This is a genomic window from Agrobacterium sp. 22094 (assembly GCF_052046015.1).
GTDB lineage: Bacteria > Pseudomonadota > Alphaproteobacteria > Rhizobiales > Rhizobiaceae > Agrobacterium > Agrobacterium cavarae.
In genome coordinates this window covers 808,433-825,131 of the sequence record NZ_JBQEPX010000001.1, presented here as the reverse complement: position 1 = coordinate 825,131, position 16,699 = coordinate 808,433, and the positions used below count along the sequence as shown (strand labels likewise).

Annotated in this window: 16 protein-coding genes and 1 tRNA gene; 10 read left to right on the top strand and 7 right to left on the bottom strand. The window is 57.4% G+C overall.

What is annotated here, in order from left to right:
• The first annotated feature begins 50 nt into the window (after positions 1-50).
• From ACTJK5_RS03885 to ACTJK5_RS03875, 3 genes are all read left to right on the top strand, one after another.
• Complete coding sequence (locus ACTJK5_RS03885) at positions 51-842, top strand: hypothetical protein (RefSeq protein WP_440611889.1); 792 nt, start codon at positions 51-53, stop codon at positions 840-842.
• Positions 843-1,564: 722 nt separating this feature from the next.
• Complete coding sequence (locus ACTJK5_RS03880; protein WP_440611888.1) at positions 1,565-1,969, top strand: DUF2946 family protein; 405 nt, start codon at positions 1,565-1,567, stop codon at positions 1,967-1,969.
• 193 nt (positions 1,970-2,162) lie between these two features.
• Positions 2,163-3,611, top strand: coding sequence for a PepSY-associated TM helix domain-containing protein (locus tag ACTJK5_RS03875; RefSeq protein WP_440611887.1), 1,449 nt, complete (start codon positions 2,163-2,165; stop codon positions 3,609-3,611).
• 33 nt (positions 3,612-3,644) lie between these two features.
• On the opposite strand, the gene ACTJK5_RS03870 is transcribed toward ACTJK5_RS03875, so the two are convergent.
• Positions 3,645-4,109: an N-acetyltransferase family protein gene (locus ACTJK5_RS03870; RefSeq protein ID WP_440611886.1), complete on the bottom strand. Its 465-nt coding sequence runs from the start codon at positions 4,107-4,109 to the stop codon at positions 3,645-3,647.
• Between ACTJK5_RS03870 and ACTJK5_RS03865 the strand changes: the two genes are divergently transcribed.
• The 3 genes from ACTJK5_RS03865 to ACTJK5_RS03855 all read left to right on the top strand — a co-directional run bounded on the left by ACTJK5_RS03865 (position 4,108) and on the right by ACTJK5_RS03855 (position 8,564).
• Entirely contained in the window at positions 4,108-4,230 is a 123-nt protein-coding gene (locus tag ACTJK5_RS03865) for a hypothetical protein (protein ID WP_312930852.1), read from the top strand. The two genes, ACTJK5_RS03870 and ACTJK5_RS03865, sit on opposite strands and share 2 nt — an antisense overlap.
• 307 nt (positions 4,231-4,537) lie before the next feature.
• Positions 4,538-7,528, top strand: coding sequence for an excinuclease ABC subunit UvrB (uvrB, locus tag ACTJK5_RS03860; RefSeq protein WP_112521554.1), 2,991 nt, complete (start codon positions 4,538-4,540; stop codon positions 7,526-7,528).
• Positions 7,529-7,610: 82 nt separating this feature from the next.
• Positions 7,611-8,564: an alpha/beta hydrolase gene (locus ACTJK5_RS03855; protein WP_440611885.1), complete on the top strand. Its 954-nt coding sequence runs from the start codon at positions 7,611-7,613 to the stop codon at positions 8,562-8,564.
• Positions 8,565-8,607: 43 nt separating this feature from the next.
• On the opposite strand, the gene ACTJK5_RS03850 is transcribed toward ACTJK5_RS03855, so the two are convergent.
• Positions 8,608-10,077: a hypothetical protein gene (locus ACTJK5_RS03850; RefSeq protein WP_440611884.1), complete on the bottom strand. Its 1,470-nt coding sequence runs from the start codon at positions 10,075-10,077 to the stop codon at positions 8,608-8,610.
• A gap of 441 nt (positions 10,078-10,518) precedes the next feature.
• Between ACTJK5_RS03850 and ACTJK5_RS03845 the strand changes: the two genes are divergently transcribed.
• Both ACTJK5_RS03845 and ACTJK5_RS03840 read left to right on the top strand, forming a co-directional pair.
• Positions 10,519-10,995: a PRC-barrel domain-containing protein gene (locus ACTJK5_RS03845; protein WP_062440716.1), complete on the top strand. Its 477-nt coding sequence runs from the start codon at positions 10,519-10,521 to the stop codon at positions 10,993-10,995.
• 440 nt (positions 10,996-11,435) lie between these two features.
• Positions 11,436-11,987: a DUF922 domain-containing Zn-dependent protease gene (locus ACTJK5_RS03840; protein WP_245495355.1), complete on the top strand. Its 552-nt coding sequence runs from the start codon at positions 11,436-11,438 to the stop codon at positions 11,985-11,987.
• A gap of 105 nt (positions 11,988-12,092) precedes the next feature.
• Here the strand turns inward: ACTJK5_RS03840 and ACTJK5_RS03835 are convergent, their stop codons facing one another.
• The 4 genes from ACTJK5_RS03835 to ACTJK5_RS03820 form a co-directional block, all read right to left on the bottom strand.
• Complete coding sequence (locus tag ACTJK5_RS03835) at positions 12,093-12,695, bottom strand: J domain-containing protein (protein ID WP_062426650.1); 603 nt, start codon at positions 12,693-12,695, stop codon at positions 12,093-12,095.
• A 315-nt stretch (positions 12,696-13,010) separates the two neighbouring features.
• Positions 13,011-13,310 carry a hypothetical protein gene (locus ACTJK5_RS03830; protein WP_440611883.1) on the bottom strand — a complete coding sequence of 100 codons (300 nt, stop codon included), beginning with the start codon at positions 13,308-13,310 and terminating at the stop codon, positions 13,011-13,013.
• Positions 13,311-13,505: 195 nt separating this feature from the next.
• Entirely contained in the window at positions 13,506-13,988 is a 483-nt protein-coding gene (locus ACTJK5_RS03825; protein ID WP_440611882.1) for a hypothetical protein, read from the bottom strand.
• A 331-nt stretch (positions 13,989-14,319) separates the two neighbouring features.
• Positions 14,320-14,395 (bottom strand) — tRNA-Thr (locus ACTJK5_RS03820).
• 226 nt (positions 14,396-14,621) lie between these two features.
• On the opposite strand from ACTJK5_RS03820, the gene ACTJK5_RS03815 reads away from it, so the two are divergent.
• Together ACTJK5_RS03815 and ACTJK5_RS03810 are read left to right on the top strand one after the other, a co-directional pair.
• Positions 14,622-14,855, top strand: a complete 234-nt coding sequence (locus tag ACTJK5_RS03815) for a hypothetical protein (RefSeq protein ID WP_062599008.1) — start codon at positions 14,622-14,624, stop codon at positions 14,853-14,855.
• A 95-nt stretch (positions 14,856-14,950) separates the two neighbouring features.
• Complete coding sequence (locus tag ACTJK5_RS03810) at positions 14,951-15,511, top strand: DUF4269 domain-containing protein (RefSeq protein ID WP_440611881.1); 561 nt, start codon at positions 14,951-14,953, stop codon at positions 15,509-15,511.
• 49 nt (positions 15,512-15,560) lie between these two features.
• Here the strand turns inward: ACTJK5_RS03810 and ACTJK5_RS03805 are convergent, their stop codons facing one another.
• The gene (locus ACTJK5_RS03805; RefSeq protein WP_440611880.1) at positions 15,561-16,670 is read right to left on the bottom strand and encodes an endonuclease/exonuclease/phosphatase family protein; all 1,110 of its coding nucleotides are present in this window, start codon (positions 16,668-16,670) and stop codon (positions 15,561-15,563) included.
• Positions 16,671-16,699: the final 29 nt, after the last annotated feature.

The window sequence follows — 16,699 nt, the reverse complement described above, 5'->3', positions numbered from 1 at the left end:
AGGGCGGTCCAAACAGCGCGATCAACAACAAGGCGAAGAAGCGCAACGCGATGGCAGTGAAGTTCGGTCTCTTGTGCCTAGCGGCAAAACTAACTTTTTTTTCCCTCGCCTACGCGGATAACGTTACGTGCCCGCCATCAATCAAGCCGAGCAATCCGATCAATCAAAGGGATTATCGGGGTCGCGAGCTATCCAAAGAATACTTCTTCAACGCGTCAGGAACTTGGCTCAAAGTGCCGCTGGGCCACCTAAGCCCGTGGTATGGTGCCCCTTTGGAGGACATCACGCCCGCAACGCCGGGTGCTAGTGAAAAGCGTATGGGTACAGGGATCAGCTACGCCTTCTGGATGCCGACATTGCGCTGGCCAGAAAGGGACACGCTCTCAATAGCGTCCTCGCGCTTCTGCGAGAATGGAAGGAAGATGCCGGAGGATGGCGAGTTCATCGTCATTGCTTCAATCGAAAACCCATGGTTGCCTCTTTCCACGTCTCCACTGAGAGACCGTCTCCCAGCGGAGCGCCTTGAAAACACCAAGAAGAACCTCGGTGCCGAGTTCTCTGGCACGAAATATGACCTCAATTACTATGACGGATCAGAGGAAGCACCATTTGATCACTTTTTCTCCGGCAGCGAGCCGTCGGTAATCTTGCAGTGCGCTAAGGCCGAGCGCGTGCCAAACCCTATCTGTTTCGGTCACGTGTGGTGGAGTATGGAAAACCTCGGCCTAACTGTGCAATTTTCCCTCTTAGACCTACCCCGATGGCGCGAAAATATCGACGCGGCCTACGAACTCGCTCATCGCTGGCGCAAAGCGGCGAATAATGGAATGGTGGCAGAATGAAAGTCCGGCACGACTCAAAAAGGGGACGTTCCGCTTTCCTCACTCTCCCTGTTCTTTATCTATTATTGGTAGGTCCGCTCGCTGGGTGCACCGATAAGGCAAGACTGGCAGAGTCATGTGGTACGATTTGGAATGACGCCTGGCGAAAGGCCAAGCAGGGTGACCCTGCCGCACTAGAAAGACTCTCAAGCGAGTTCTTAATCGGTCTCTTGGATCCACTTGGACCCGACCCCCGCAGTGGCAGGTCCGCCAAAAAACAGTCTCATGCGCTGGTTCTAGCCATCTACGCTGCCGACCGCAGCGCTAAGATGAACCTGGACATAATAGTGCGCGAGTTCGCCGCACAACCCGATCCCATCTACATCGATGTAACCAGCGGCCGGATCACTTACAAACGTCTGTCAGAGAGCGGCAAGTCTCGCGAGCTGCTTCGCCTCTGCCGGAATGGTGATACCCAAAGATGCGTTGCAGCAGTCAAACGGAGTGATCTCATTCCATCACCTGATCGATATGCGAGCGCAATCGATCGCGAACTTCAGACTAAACCTGTGTCATGTTTCCGCCCCTACATATAATAGTAAGGAAGCCAAGGGGCGCTTGATGTCTGACGGATTTGGCGTGGCTAGCCGACATTAACCCGTCCGCACGAGGCCTGAGACACGTATTCCCCTGCCGCCTTTGTCGCAGTGACATCGTGGCGAAACTGTGCCACTGGATTTGCCATGAAGCTTATTCGCAGGATCATGCAGGATCGCAGTTCGGCTGGCGCTGTCGCAGTGCTGGCCCTGCTGCTTTTTCTGCTGCAAGGCCTTGCGAATGGCGTTGCCCATGGCAGCATGGCGGCCACGGTCCTTGCCGCCGATGACATCATCTGCGCCGCTCATATGCCGGATGCCGGTACGCAGAAGCAGTCGCCTGCGGAGAAGCTCGCCAATAGCTGCTGCGGCACACTCTGCCGCCTTGCCTCCACATCTTTTACCGCCCTGCTCGCAAGCCCGACCGAGATTGCCGGGCGCATCGTTCCGCATGTTCACGTCACCTTGTGGCGCTGGACTGAAAACAAGATCGCTTCGCCGCCGACGCGCGAGCAGCAGCCACGCGGCCCTCCCTCTTTGTCTCACGCATGATCCGGCGGGCTTCTCCCGAACAGGGGAAGGCGCGGAGCACAATCAGCCTCCTTGCTGGCTACGGGCGTATCGCGCCGAAATTGCCTCAAATGCTCACGGCGATTTTTGCGATCCGACCTCTGTGTTGAAATCTCCAGCGGGTACGTCGCCGACAGGATAGATGCGACTGCCTGCACCGTTTGCGGAGCCAATAATGTCCATCAGCACCACTTCTGTGGGTGACCGCGTGAGCGCGCCCTCATCGCTCAATCTTTATCGCGCCGTCTGGCGCTGGCATTTTTACGCCGGTCTCTTCGTCCTGCCATTCATGATCACGCTCGCCATCACCGGCGGGCTTTACCTCTTCAAGGATGAGCTGGATAACGCCATCCATGCCAACCTGAAACGGGTGGACGTGGTGGAGAACACCACCGCTGCCCTGCCCTCCACCATCATCGCCAACGCTGTGGCTGCTGTACCCGGCACCGCCGTCAAACTCACCAAACCCGCCGATCCCGGTGCGTCGACAGAGGTCACCATCAGCACGCCGGAGGGCAAGCGCGCCGTCTATGTGAATGGCTACACAGGAGAAGTCCTTGGCTCCCTGCCGGATCGCGGCACCGTCATGTGGACGATCCGCACCCTCCACAGCCTCAAATATTTCGGCACCTATGCCCGCTATCTGATCGAGATCGCCGCAGGCTGGTCAATCCTGCTGGTTGCCACCGGCATCTATCTCTGGTGGCCGCGCAACCAGACCGGCGGCGTGGTGTCGGTTCGCGGAACGCCGAAGAAGCGGGTCTTCTGGCGGGATATGCACGCCGTTACCGGCATCTTCGTCGGCTCCTTCATCGTCTTCCTCGCCATCACCGGCATGCCGTGGTCGGGCGTCTGGGGCGCGAAGGTCAATGAATGGGCCAATGGCAACAATTTCGGTTATCCGGCAGGCGTGCGTGTCGATGTGCCGATGTCGGGCAATCGGCTCAACGATGTGTCGAAAACCTCATGGTCGCTGGAGCAGGCAAAGATACCGACCTCCGAAGGTCACGACCATGGTCAGCACATGGAGCCCTCGCCCGCCATGCCCATGGATCACACGGCCATGAACCACGATCAGGTCAACCAGATGCCAGCCCCCATCGGCATCGACAAGGCCGTCGCCCGCTTCGATGAACTCGGCCTCGCTGCCGGTTATGCCGTGGCGCTCCCGACGAAGCCGGAGGGCGTCTATAGCGGATCGGTTTACCCTGATGACCTTTCCAACCAGCGGGTCATCCATCTGGATCAATATAGCGGGAAGCCACTGATCGACATGCGCTACGCCGATTACGGGCCGCTTGGCCGCGGGCTGGAATGGGGCATCAATGTGCATATGGGCCAGCAGTTCGGCCTTGCGAACCAGATCGTACTGGCGCTTGCCTGCCTCGCCATCATCCTGCTCGCCGTGTCCGGCGGCGTCATGTGGTGGAAGCGCCGCCCGAAGGGCTCGCTCGGTGTTCCACCCATGCCGCAAAGCAAAGGCACACTTTACGGGCTTGCCGCAATGCTCGCAGTGGGCGGGATCATCTTCCCGCTGGTCGGCGCGAGCCTGATCGTCATGCTTCTCTTGGATCTCGCGGTCCAGAAACTCGGACAGCGAAGAAAAACCGCCTCAGCATCCTGAACCGACACCGGCTTGAGTGACGACTGATATGCGTCATCCGAGCCGATAGGCCTTGCAGACACGATCTTCCGTCGTGCGATAGGTGCGAAACCCGATGGCTTCGTAATAGGCCTGCCCCATATCATTATCGGCGCCAATACTGGCGTCGATATCCTTGAGACCGAACGCCTCCGCAGCCTCGAGCGTTGCCCTGAACAGCGCCTTACCGGCACCCTTTCGCGCCGCGAACGGGCTGACATGCGTGCCGATAATGCCCCAGCCTTCCGCCACGCCGTATGGATTGCCGGCAGCGGTGGCGAGCCTCAGCGACTGGAAGCCGAGAATGCGCCCGTCCTCATCGATGGCGACCGTACAGGCGATCCGGTCGGGATCCAAAATATAGGTGTTCGTGACAGTCTCGACATCCGTCGGCGTCTTGCGCAGCCCCGCCGCAAAAATCTCGTTCTGCACCGCCGCCATTCCCTCGGCATCGTCTATCGTTGCGGGACGGGTGATCATGGCACTACCTCTTTTCTGCAAGCTTATGGACCTGTGCGCGCGGGCGCGTTCCGAAGACGACCGCCAGAGCAAGCACGGATTGCTCGTGCGCAAGCCGACATATGGCATGAAGCGCTGGTAAAAGGAAAAAGGAAAAGCCAGGATCGGGAGGTGCTTGCAGTCGGATGGCGACACGTCCCAATGCGGTTGTCTTAAGGTGTACCACCCTTCTTGCTTGGTGGCGGTCGCCTGTTCCGATTTGAGATGTCTGCTTTGTGCATCTTTGAACAAAGCGGAACACAAATGTGACGCACCTCAAAAAGGTGCTTCAAAGCCGCAGAAAACGCGGAAGCCAGCATCTTGTTCCAACAGGGTATCGTTGCCTTTTTGTACTCATTTTTTCACGCGCACCTCTTCCTTTTGGGGTTTAAGCGCTCCATATTCTGCCCATGGCCAGATCACCGAAAAAATCCTCCGAAAGCTCCCGCTCCAATGGTTTTGAAGAGATGCCCCAAGCGTCCTTCGAAGGCGCTCCCCTCTCCGGCTCTGTTGCCGATTGGGTGAAGCAGCTGGAAGCGGAAGCCGAAGCGACGTCCGTGGAGACCCAGCGCGAAGTTGCGTCCAAGGCAGGCAAGCACCGTAAGAAGATCGAGATCGAAGCGCGCAAGGAAGCGGAAAAGGCTGCCGCCAAGGCAAGCAAGATGCCGACGGCGTCCAAGACCTCGCGCGGCGTTTCCATCGGCGGCTCATCCGATCCGAAGACGCGCGCCGCCGCTGGCCTCAACCCGGTGGCCGGCATGGATGTCTCGCTGGAAGACGCCAAGTCGCTGGCGCCCGGTGCGGTGACGGCCACGGTGGACGCGCTCTCCAAGCTGATCGAAAGCGGCAATCCGCTGTTCAAGGACGGCAAGCTGTGGACGCCGCACCGTCCTGTCCGCCCGCCGAAATCCGAAGGCGGCATCGCCATCGAAATGGTCACGGAGTACAAGCCCTCCGGTGACCAGCCCACCGCGATCGCCGATCTGGTGGAGGGCATCAATTCCGGCGACCGCTCTCAGGTGCTGCTCGGCGTCACCGGCTCGGGCAAGACCTTCACCATGGCCAAGGTCATCGAGGCGACGCAGCGCCCGGCGGTCATCCTGGCGCCGAACAAGACGCTGGCCGCGCAGCTCTATTCCGAGTTCAAGAACTTCTTCCCCAACAACGCGGTCGAGTACTTCGTCTCCTACTACGACTACTACCAGCCGGAAGCCTATGTCCCGCGCTCCGACACCTATATCGAGAAGGAATCCTCGATCAACGAGCAGATCGACCGGATGCGCCACGCCGCCACCCGCGCCATTCTGGAACGAGACGACTGTATCATCGTCGCCTCCGTCTCCTGCATTTACGGTATCGGTTCGGTGGAAACCTACACCGCCATGACCTTCCAGATGCAGGTGGGCGACAAGCTGGACCAGCGCCAACTGCTGGCCGATCTCGTGGCACAGCAATACAAGCGGCGCGACATGGATTTCCAGCGCGGCTCCTTCCGCGTGCGCGGCGATACGATCGAGCTTTTCCCCGCCCACTTGGAAGATGCCGCCTGGCGCATTTCCATGTGGGGAGACGAAATCGAGAGCATCACCGAATTCGATCCGCTGACCGGCCAGAAGACCGGCGATCTGCAATCGGTGAAGATCTATGCCAACTCGCACTATGTGACCCCTCGTCCGACGCTGAACGGCGCAATCAAGTCGATCAAGGAAGAGTTGAAGCATCGTCTGGCCGAGTTGGAAAAGGCGGGCCGTCTTTTGGAAGCGCAGCGCCTGGAACAGCGCACCCGCTATGATATCGAAATGCTGGAAGCTACCGGCTCCTGCAACGGCATCGAAAACTATTCGCGCTACCTGACGGGCCGCACCCCCGGCGAGCCGCCGCCGACCCTGTTCGAATATATTCCGGACAATGCCCTGATCTTCATCGACGAATCCCACGTCACCATTCCGCAGATCGGCGGCATGTATCGGGGCGACTTCCGCCGCAAGGCGACGCTGGCCGAATACGGCTTCCGCCTGCCCTCCTGCATGGACAACCGCCCACTGCGCTTCGAGGAGTGGGACGCCATGCGTCCGCAGACGGTCTCCGTCTCCGCCACGCCCGGCGGCTGGGAGTTGGAACAATCCGGCGGCGTCTTTGCAGAACAGGTCATCCGCCCGACGGGTCTTATCGATCCGCCGGTGGAAGTGCGCTCCGCACGCTCGCAGGTGGACGACGTTCTCGGCGAAATCCGCGAGACCGCCGCCAAGGGCTACCGCACGCTCTGCACCGTGCTGACCAAGCGCATGGCGGAAGACCTGACCGAATATCTGCATGAACAGGGCGTTCGTGTGCGCTACATGCACTCGGACATCGACACGCTCGAGCGTATCGAAATTATCCGCGACCTGCGTCTCGGCGCCTTCGACGTGCTGGTGGGCATCAACCTGTTGCGCGAAGGTCTGGACATTCCAGAATGCGCCTTCGTTGCCATTCTGGATGCGGACAAGGAAGGCTTCCTGCGTTCCGAAACCTCGCTCGTCCAAACGATCGGCCGCGCCGCGCGTAACGTCGATGGCAAGGTCATCCTCTATGCGGACAACATCACCGGTTCGATGAAGCGGGCGATGGAAGAGACAAGCCGCCGCCGTGAAAAGCAGATGGCCTATAATGAAGAACACGGTATCACGCCGGAATCGGTCAAGGCGAAGATCTCCGATATTCTTGATTCGGTTTATGAACGCGACCACGTAAGGGCTGATATTTCTGGCGTTTCTGGCAAGGGCTTCGCCGATGGCGGCCACCTCGTCGGCAACAATCTCCAGGCGCATCTCAACGCCATGGAAAAACAGATGCGCGATGCCGCAGCCGATCTCGACTTCGAGAAGGCCGCTCGCCTGCGCGACGAAATCAAGCGCCTCAAAGCCGCCGAACTCGCCGCGATGGATGATCCCATTGCGAAAGACGAGGCAAGATCCCAAGAGAGCGGAAACAGGTCCAGAAAAACTGGATCGAGTGCCAGCCGCGGGTCGATCTCCCCTGTTGAGGGGCAGATGTCCGGCAGCACAGAGGGGGACAACCCGAGCACCCCGGAAAAATCCCTCTTCGCCAAACCCTCGCTGGACGACATGGGCCCTGGCACAGACATGGTGAAGCCGCTCTTCCGCAAGAACACGCTGGATGAAATGACCGTCGGCCGCACGGAAAAACCCGTCCGCGGCGCGACGCCGGAAAAACCGACAACCGAATCCGGCAAACGCTTTTCGCCGCTTCTGGAAGGTCAGCCGGAACGCGCAACCGGCGACAAGGACGATCCACGCCCGCTCAAACGCGGCAAGGTCGGCGTCGGCTCCTATGAAGACCCCGGCGAACAAAAGCGCAAGGGCCGCACCAAGGGCAAGACGGGCAGACCCGGGCAATAGTCCACACGCGGACAGAACGCGGGAACTTTCAAGCGCGCGACGGCATTCCCGTTGCGCGCAATGAAACGGAAGGAGAAGCGCCATGCGGCTGCACCACCTTGCTCTTTCGGCCCTGGCTCTCACCTGCTTCGCCTCACCCGCCCTCGCCGGCGCACTGACCGACGCCACCTTTCACAGCAATGCGCTGAACGCCGATCTCCCGGTGAACATCTATCGCCCGGATGGCGGACCGCCGGAAAATGGCTGGCCGGTGCTTTATCTGCTGCACGGCCATGATGGCGACCAGAACAGCTGGCGCGATCTTGGCAATATCGAAAAGACGCTGGACGGAATGATCGCCGCCGGCACGATCCGCCCGCTGGTCGTCGTCATGCCGGGCGTAAAGAACAGCTGGTATGTCGATTCCGCCGCCGTTGATGGCCCCGGCGATTACGAAACCGCTCTCACCGGCGATCTGCGCGTCCATGTCGAAAAGACGTTACCGGTGCGCAAGGACAGGCAAGGCCGCGCCATTGCAGGCCTCTCCATGGGCGGCTTCGGCGCGCTGCACCTGGCCTACGCCCACGAAGACCTCTACGCTGCAGTCGCCAGCCTGTCGGGCGCCATATGGCAGAATGTTCCCGCCTCCGATCTCGACAAGACCCCGGCGGAGTTGAAACTCATTCAGGACAGCGCCTTCTTCCACCGCGTCGATCGCACCACCGTCACAAGCGGCATCGTCCTGCCCTCCACCGGCGACCACTTCTCCGGCGCTTTCGGCACGCCCTTCGATGCAAGACTTTTCAACGAAAAGAACATCTTCACCCTCGTCGCCCAGCACATCGCCGAGTCCCAGGACCTCCCGGCCACCTACCTGACCGTGGGAGACGACGACGGCTTCTACCTCTGGCGCGGCGCAGTCGCCCTTCACGAAACGCTACAAGCCGACAATCGCAAATCGGAATTGCGCATTACCGATGGCGATCACGTTTGGTCGCTGTGGAAGGTGTCTATTGTCGATGCGTTGAAGTTTGTGGATGGTGAACTTTCGAAGTAGCTGCTCAACGAAGCGCTGTGAATTAGACCTTTTCTTTGTTCAGCTAGGGCATTTTAGTCCCAATTTTTTTGACCGCTATGTCCAGGCCATCTTGGATCATCGTCCTAGTAAAGTATCTGTATCGACGTGTTTGAGAGGAAAAAATTGCGTTCATGCCCACAAATGCACGGCTCGCGCGACGTGCATACTTTACGAACGTCCATGTCTCGTATCCTTTGTCTTGGTGATAGGTAACATCCTGCAGAATTGTCTTCTCAAGCTGATGAGAGGGATAATTCGCTCTGATCCATATCTCTCCTTTGTCGCGATAGCGTTTAACGAAGAAGAAGGCGTGCCCATAAGCTTGCTTTTTCATTTTCCGCCAAGCGTTTGACATCGTAGCGTTTCTTATCTTTACTCGACGCCCGTCGTATTCAAAACCCAGATATTCAAGTCCGTTCTTCGAGGAAGAGCCATAAACGTGACGGAAATCGATAGCACCTAGTGTGCTCGAAAACTCGCAGATACAAACTTTTTTATCCTGAATTCTCAGTCGACGTCCATGAAGTTGAATCTGATCCTGCAAATAATTTTTTGCTTCGTGAGAAGCTGACATCGATGTTTTTGGAAGAACAATGATGATGTCATCAGAGTATCTCCGATAGATGCCACCTCTCTGCATTGCCCACCGATTGATGTCTTCGTCGAAATCGATCAGATAAAAATTTGCAATTAAATCCGAAATCGGCGTGCCTTGAGGAATACCGAAATCAAAACCATTTTTTTGAATTAGACTAGGTTTGGTCGGACTGGCCCCAGCTACTAACTCGCGAAATTGCTTCGGTGAGCAGAGCTGTTTATTACCAGTTTTTCGAAGGTGATCTATCTTACGTCGCCTACGAAGCTTCCTAGTATTTGCAGAAGTGTCGCGCTCACGTAGCTCTAAACGGGTCGCGACCTTTTCGTAATCTACCACAGAGTATTTGGTGACCGCTGTTAAAACAGCTGTATGGTCTTTAGGAAGGAGTTCACCAACAAGCATCGCCCATTGCTTCAAGATGTTAGCGTGATCAAGGCTCTCAAAGTATGACTTGATGTCGACAACGGTAACTATGCAGTCACCGATGTTTTTGACACAAGCAAAAACATCGCGGGATATCTCGATATTACTCTTCGCGTGTCCAGCAGTGTCGATAAGGCGGCGGTACGCAACCGGTACCTCTGTGAGTTCTCGCTTACGGAGTTCCTCCTCGTAAAGTTCGGCTAGAAGTGATCGATAGCGCGCATATATAATCGCATCTAAGTGGGCAGCGTATCGCAGTGGCCTGACTTTGATCTTCTTCGGAGCCCCTTTCTCCCTGAACCTCGTCCAACTCTCGTAAAACCGTATCAGGGGAAAGAATGAGTGCTTAGAAACTAGCGCAGGATCATTGGCTATTCGAGTAGCAAGTTTAGAGTCGATAAATCGATCAAAATGAAAATAATGCTTTAGGTCTTTATCTTGCGGCTCCCAATAGGGACCGAGTGGAGGCAACAACTCCAACAGGCATGGATAGTATTATTGCCTCCGCCGATGCAGCATGGCATTCGCGCCACTCAAGTCCTTTATAAACGACTTGGTGTATACTGTCATCAAGGCCATGTCCGTTGCCGGCATGTTCCGGAAGCGCTTCGAAAGCCAAGCTGCCATAGGAGTCATTCCCATGATCGCATTGATCTTAACCGCCTTCCCGATTGACAGTGTAAACACTAGACTCACACGTTACTGTGATCCGGGATCGGATTACTCCTCTCTTCCGTCTGGGAACCCCCATGATGCTTATATTGCATCTAGCTTATTCTCTTTCAAGTCGTGGTAGTACGCTACGCAACCAATTCCACAAATTATTGCTCGCAAGACCGCTGGAACCAAAATCGCCCCCACCCGTTCTTCCCCCGAACAAAATGTTCAGCATACAAAAGGGAAGAAACATTCATGAAAAACAAGGTTTTCGCACTCGCTGCCGTTGCAGCTCTGACCTCCTCCGTCGCTTTCGCCCAGACTGCTGCACCTGCCGCTCCGGCTGCAACTGCACCAGCCGCTGCTGGCGCTGATGCGATGATGTCTGGTCCAGGTTTCACCATGGGTACGAAGCCAGCTGGCCCGCTGAAGTTTGTCAACGTGCAGAAGACCGACCTGACCGCTGATCAGCTCGAAGGCATGAACATCTACAATGCCCAAAACGAAGAGATCGGCGAAATCGAAGACGTGGTCATCGGCGACGGCAAGGCCGTCATCGGTATCGTCGCCAGCGTCGGCGGCTTCCTCGGCATCAATGAGAGCTATGTCGTTCTCGACCCGACCTCCGTTGCCATCAACAACGACAATGGCACGTGGAAGGCTCACGTCGACACCACCAAGGAAGCGCTGCAGAACGCGCCGAAGCTGGACTACGACAAGCTCGACGATTGATTGATCGCACGCGCCCTCGGGCGATCGATCAACGGCCCCTGCGCTCTACGCGCAGGGGCCTTTTTCATGCGCGGTTGAGGCATCGAGTATGACGTGATGATCGCGTTCCATGCATTGCGGCGTACCCGTTGTTTCGGGCTTCCGTGGAGCGAGATCAGCTCGAGAGTCACATGCGGTGTGCGAGAGCAAACCACGTAAAGCGTCGGCCCGAAAATCGGACTCGATTTTCAGAAAACACGATGCGTCGATTCAAAAGAAACGCGTTCTTTGTGCCTCCAATCGGACGCACGGCACTTTAGCACCAAGCGCATCCGCAAGCCGCTTGCCCGCTGACCATCACTTCGCTTATCGTCCCGTGCATGATCAACAGGACTTTCCGCTTGCCCAGTTTCCGCCCCCTCGCCGCCCTTGCGGGCTTTTTCCTGGCATCTCTGATACCCATGGCGGCGCAAGCCCAAACCGCGAACTGGCAACCCTCCGAACAGATCAAGACCTATGCCATATCCGGCAGTTCCGGCATCGAGCTCTATCGATCCATCGGCGAACGTGGGCCACAGGCCGGTGTCCAGGCCGTTGCCCACACGACCTTCAAGCTAACCTGGCGGCGCGATTACCGCCCACAGCCGGACGGCGCCTGCATATTGGCGACCGCGCGACCCAACCTGACGATCATCTACACATGGCCCAAGGCACCGGCGAAACTGCCAGCGGATGTTGCGGCCAGCTGGCAGCGCTTCATTGCCGGCGTGGAAAAACACGAACGCGTGCATGGCGAGCATATTCTCGACATGGTGAAGAAGATCGAGGCCTATAGCGTCGGCCTGCGAGCGGAAGACGACCCGAAGTGCCAGAAGGTGCGCGCCGTCTTACAGCAGCGGCTGAAGGAGCTTTCCGACGAGCAGCGCCAGCGCGGGCGGGATTTCGACAAGGTCGAACTCACCAATGGCGGTGCGGTGCATCAGCTCATTCTCGCACTGGTCAACGGTCCCTGAGGAACGTCCGGCGTAGGCCGGTCATGTTTCAAATCTGAACATGAATCGCAGACCGCAGGCATCCATGTGGCTGGACATGGCACCACTGCGCTTGAGCGAACGACGTTACTCCGCCGCCTCGCCCTTCAGCACCGGCTCGGCCAAGATCGCCCGTTCCAGTTCATAGGAATAGCCTTCCAGCATCGTATAGGCCTGTTCGATGACCTCGATCTGGTGCTCGGCGTTGCGGATCGCTTCGGCAAGCGACTGGCTGCGCGCGCGCAGCATGGAGCCAAGCACATCCGTTTCCGGCTTCATGCCAAGCCGGTCCATGTGCTTGCGCACGCGGGTGCGATGGCGTTCGAGCTCGAGAATATGGAAGCGGCTCTTGAGAATATCGTCGGTCAGCTTGCGCCGCATGGCCGCAACGGGATCGAAACTGCCCGGCTCACGCTCATCAAGAATGAACTCGTTCACCAGCGTTTCCAGCATCAACAGGCCCTTCAGATCCTTAGGATCGGCCAGTTGCGGATCATAGCCGGTATCGTCGAACACCTTGCGTCGCACCGGGTCCTTCAACAGATCATAGGCCAGTTGCAGCTTGGCGAACTGGTCGGCATCCCCGCCGCTGTCCGGATGGGCATTCTTCGCCGCCTTGCGATAGGCAGCCTTGATCGCAGCCTCATCGGCCTCGCGCTCAACACCCAGCAAAACATAAGGATCGATCACCGAAACACCTGTACTCGCATTACCGAAATCCGCCTTTGCGGGTGATACCACGCATAAGGGCTGGCGGGATCATACGCAATTTTCACCAGCCACGGCACCCCTCGCCTGTGGTTTTGAACGTAAAACGCCAAATCCACCGAAGAGCGTGCGGTAACTGAAACGGCGCGCCGAAGCCCATCACCCGCAAATTTGTCCGGCGCGTGACCATGATAGGCGAAGGAGGGACAAAATTGTGGAAAGCCCGGCAATAAAGAAATCAGGGGCAACGGGAACGGCGACGCAAGGATGAAGTCTGATGGGCCAAATTGCAGACGCTCATTCGAAAACACTGGCAGGCACGCGCTTTTTGCCTCGCATGGTCGCCCAGATAGAAAGCCCGATCCCGACAAACAGCGTTTCCATAAAGGTCCCGGCGGGCGCAATCTGGTACGCGAATACGGTGATGGTGCTGACAAAACAGATGGCGATCGCCAGCACCGAACATAGGAGAATCACGAGGAAACGGAGCCATCCCGCATAGCGGTGCATCGCGATACGCTTTGACAGCTGAAAAGGCAGCAGCCAGCAGGCCAGGTAAATCATTCCCCAAACGATCACGAAAGCGGCTTCGAACATTCTCTTCCTCCAGGCGACGACAGCGCGGCCTATTCTATGCCTGCGATTGAAACATCCGGCCAGAGGCGTACGAGGAATTGCCGAGTTCGGCCTCTCTTTCGTTGAACTCGCGGATGGCGTGCAGCACGCCAGACCGCCAAATGCGAGAAAATGCCAAGTCAGCCGGATATGCCTTTCTGGCTCGGGTTCTGTCGCTTATTTGCAATCCCCTGGCACAACGGAATAGGCATCGGCGCCACCGTCCCATGTGTACGAATAGACAATCTTGGTTGCTCGGCCCGCGTCTAAATCCGGCTTCCAGATCTGGCAAAGCCCTTGCAAGTTCTTTTGCTTCACCGCGGAGACTTTGAAGTCTGGCGGGATGGCACCAACCAATCTGAATCGGTACTCGACACCACCAGGTACGATTTTCGTAGCCTCGTGGATGGTGAAGTCATCAAGCTTTTTCGGCAGGCCATCGTTTAAAGCCGCGTTCTGAATCGCGGGTTTAATTAGATTGCTTGTCAGGGGGACAGAAACCGCAACCGCAATCCCAGCCACGTACCTCCACGCATTCGTAAACCCCCATCGCTTCAGAATCACACCGAGCAGACCACCAACCAGTCCAAAGAGGGCGCCGAAAATTGCGCTCAATGCAATGCTCGGCAAACCCGCAAGAAAAACCAGAAATTCGCCCATCACTCAGCCCTCATGAGATGAGTGACGATAGGGCATATGAAGAGACAATGAAAGGATCCCTCGCCTGGGCGATGGGCGTGAGCGAGGCCGAAGTGTCGAAGCAAGCGCTGCTCTTATCGGCGCCGTAATAGTGGCTCTGCAGCGTGCCTATCCCGAGCGCGCACGACAGCAAAATGAATGCAGGATGATTCGTTTTCCTGTTGCATGTCGCAGTCCATGTTGCGTGCAACAGCCGTGGGCAGACGCCAACGCCCCGCAAACGTAGAGGTCTGCTTTGCAACACAATGCGACATATTTTAGGGAAGAAGCGGCTCCAAGCCTTTGATTTTACTGGTGCCCCCGGCAGGGTTCGAACCCGCGACCCCCTGATTACAAATCAGGTGCTCTACCAACTGAGCTACAAGGGCAAACCAGTGCCGCCGAATTATCAGATTCCCCCTCTATGTAAAGAAGAAATTTGTTCGTCCGGTCAAAAAGGGAAGCGCTCTGTTTGATAGATGGGCCGGACAAACCTTCTCACCCAAAAGAGCCTCCACCGGTTCTCCAGGCAAAAAGCTTGCGCTGCTGAAAAAAGTGTGGCTCTGAAAACCGCACTGAGGCTGAGCATCAGCCGGAACGAACAGGAGCATGACGATGAGCGAATTGACGGTAGCGGACGCGACAGATCGCATTTACGAATCGCTGCGCGCAGACAATGCCGATATCGATCTGCACATCGCCAACCTGAAGGCGGCGCTGAAGCACGAGGGCTTGAAGGAGGCGACCTTCGACGCATCCAAGCTTTCGCACAACAACCGCTCCGGGCGGAAGTTGATGCAGGCCTATTTCCGCCAGCGCGGCGTGACGGTGAAGTTCGAAGGCGTGTAAAGCGCCTTACGCTCGCTCGTCACTGCCTGCAACCTCAAGGTCCCGATGATCGGGTTCGGCCCGGACATCCATAAGCCGTTATGTTCGCTGCGGGGATGATGCAGATAACGCGACCTCATTTCGAAATCGCCCTTCAACAACTTGGCATCCTGAAAGCCTTGATAGCCTACGACCCCAGGGTCGCCGGGACGCCGCCTCTGGGCGTTGAGACAGAGAAGAGCGATATCGACATTCTCTGCCATGCGCCGGACCCCAACGCGTTTTTGACGGATGTTCAGAACGCTTACGGCACGATGAGCGACCTGCGGATATGGCAGTGGATATCCAAAGACCGGCCGATCATCGTGATGTTTCATGCGCATGGCTGGGACTTCGAGATCTTCGCAAGCCCGCAGCCGGTTGCGCTCCAAAATGGCTGGCGCCACTTCGAGATCGAAAGACGGCTTCTTGCTATCGGCGGTCAGAGTTTCAAAGAGGCGATCAAGCTTTTGCGGCAACAGGGGCTGAAGACTGAGCCGGCTTTCTGGTCGGCCCTGAAACAATCCGGCGATCCCTATACAGGCCTGCTGTCGCTCGAGGCCGAAACGGACGATGCGCTTCGCGAGAAACTGGCTCGCTTAGGCTTCGGCCGAGGCTATTGTGTTTCAGACAACTAGAGCTTTTACCGATCGCTGAATATCCAAAGGCGAATGCCTGCGGGTCGCCTCACCCCAAATCCAGCGTCATCACCACCGGGCAGTGGTCCGATGCCTTCGGCCGATCCCAGCCGGTGCGTGGATAGCGCTCCACCTCATGCCCTGGCGGGAAGACGGTGCGGTAAGGCTGCCCGCCGCGAATGATTTCCGGCACGCGTGCCGCATTCCGCTCGGCAAGGCTTTGCGACAGTAGGATGTAGTCCAACTGGCAAAGATGCTGCTCCTGCGGGCCTCTGGAATGATACAGCGTCCAGCGATCCATCACGTCACGGCGCTGCATGGGGTTGATGGCAAAGCCATCCTTGGTCAGGAGATCGAGCGCGCTGCGCGCCTCCGTCACCGGCGTGAAGCTGTGGCCGGTCCGGCGGTTGCCGGCGATGACGACTCGCTCCTGATAATCGTTCATGTCGCCGCAGATGGCGAAATTGCTGTGGCGTACCTGATCCAGACCGAAGCGATTCTCGATGATGCGACGGATCGCGCGCACTTCCGCCTCACGGATCGGCATGGTGCCAAGCCGCGCATCGGTGGACTCGCGGGCATTGCTCATGGATTTCAGGTGGGTGACGAAGAGAGAGAAAGGCTTGCCGCCGATCTTCAGCTCAAGCTCCAGGCAATCGCGCTTGAAGATCTTGTCATCGATGGCATTGGTCAGCGCCAGTTCGTCGTTGAACAGGTCGAGATTGCGATAGGTGAGTGCTGCATGGCTGCGAATATCGACAAGCTCGATCTTCTCGCCATCCAGCGTCTCGTCACGCATGACCACCGCTACATCGATGCCACGGCTGTCATTGCCTTCCACGAGATATTTGTGGCGATAGCCATTGCCGACCATGCGGTAGAGATAGCCATATTCGAAGGCCTGCAGGGCCGCCATGTTATCGACTTCCTGCAGGCAAAGGATGTCGGCATCCGCATCGGCAATGGCGAGTGCCGAAAGCTGGCGCGTGTCATCGGTCGAAGCCAGCATGCGCGCACTTTCCAGCGCATTATAGGTCGCCTCGTCGCGCACATCGAAGAGCTGCATGGCTCGATCCCGACGGGTCTGGTTGCGAAACCCGGTGAAATCGAACCGGGTCATCAGGTTCTCGATATTGAAGGTGGCAAGCCGCAGCGACATGAATCATTCCCGAATGAATGCCCAACTTA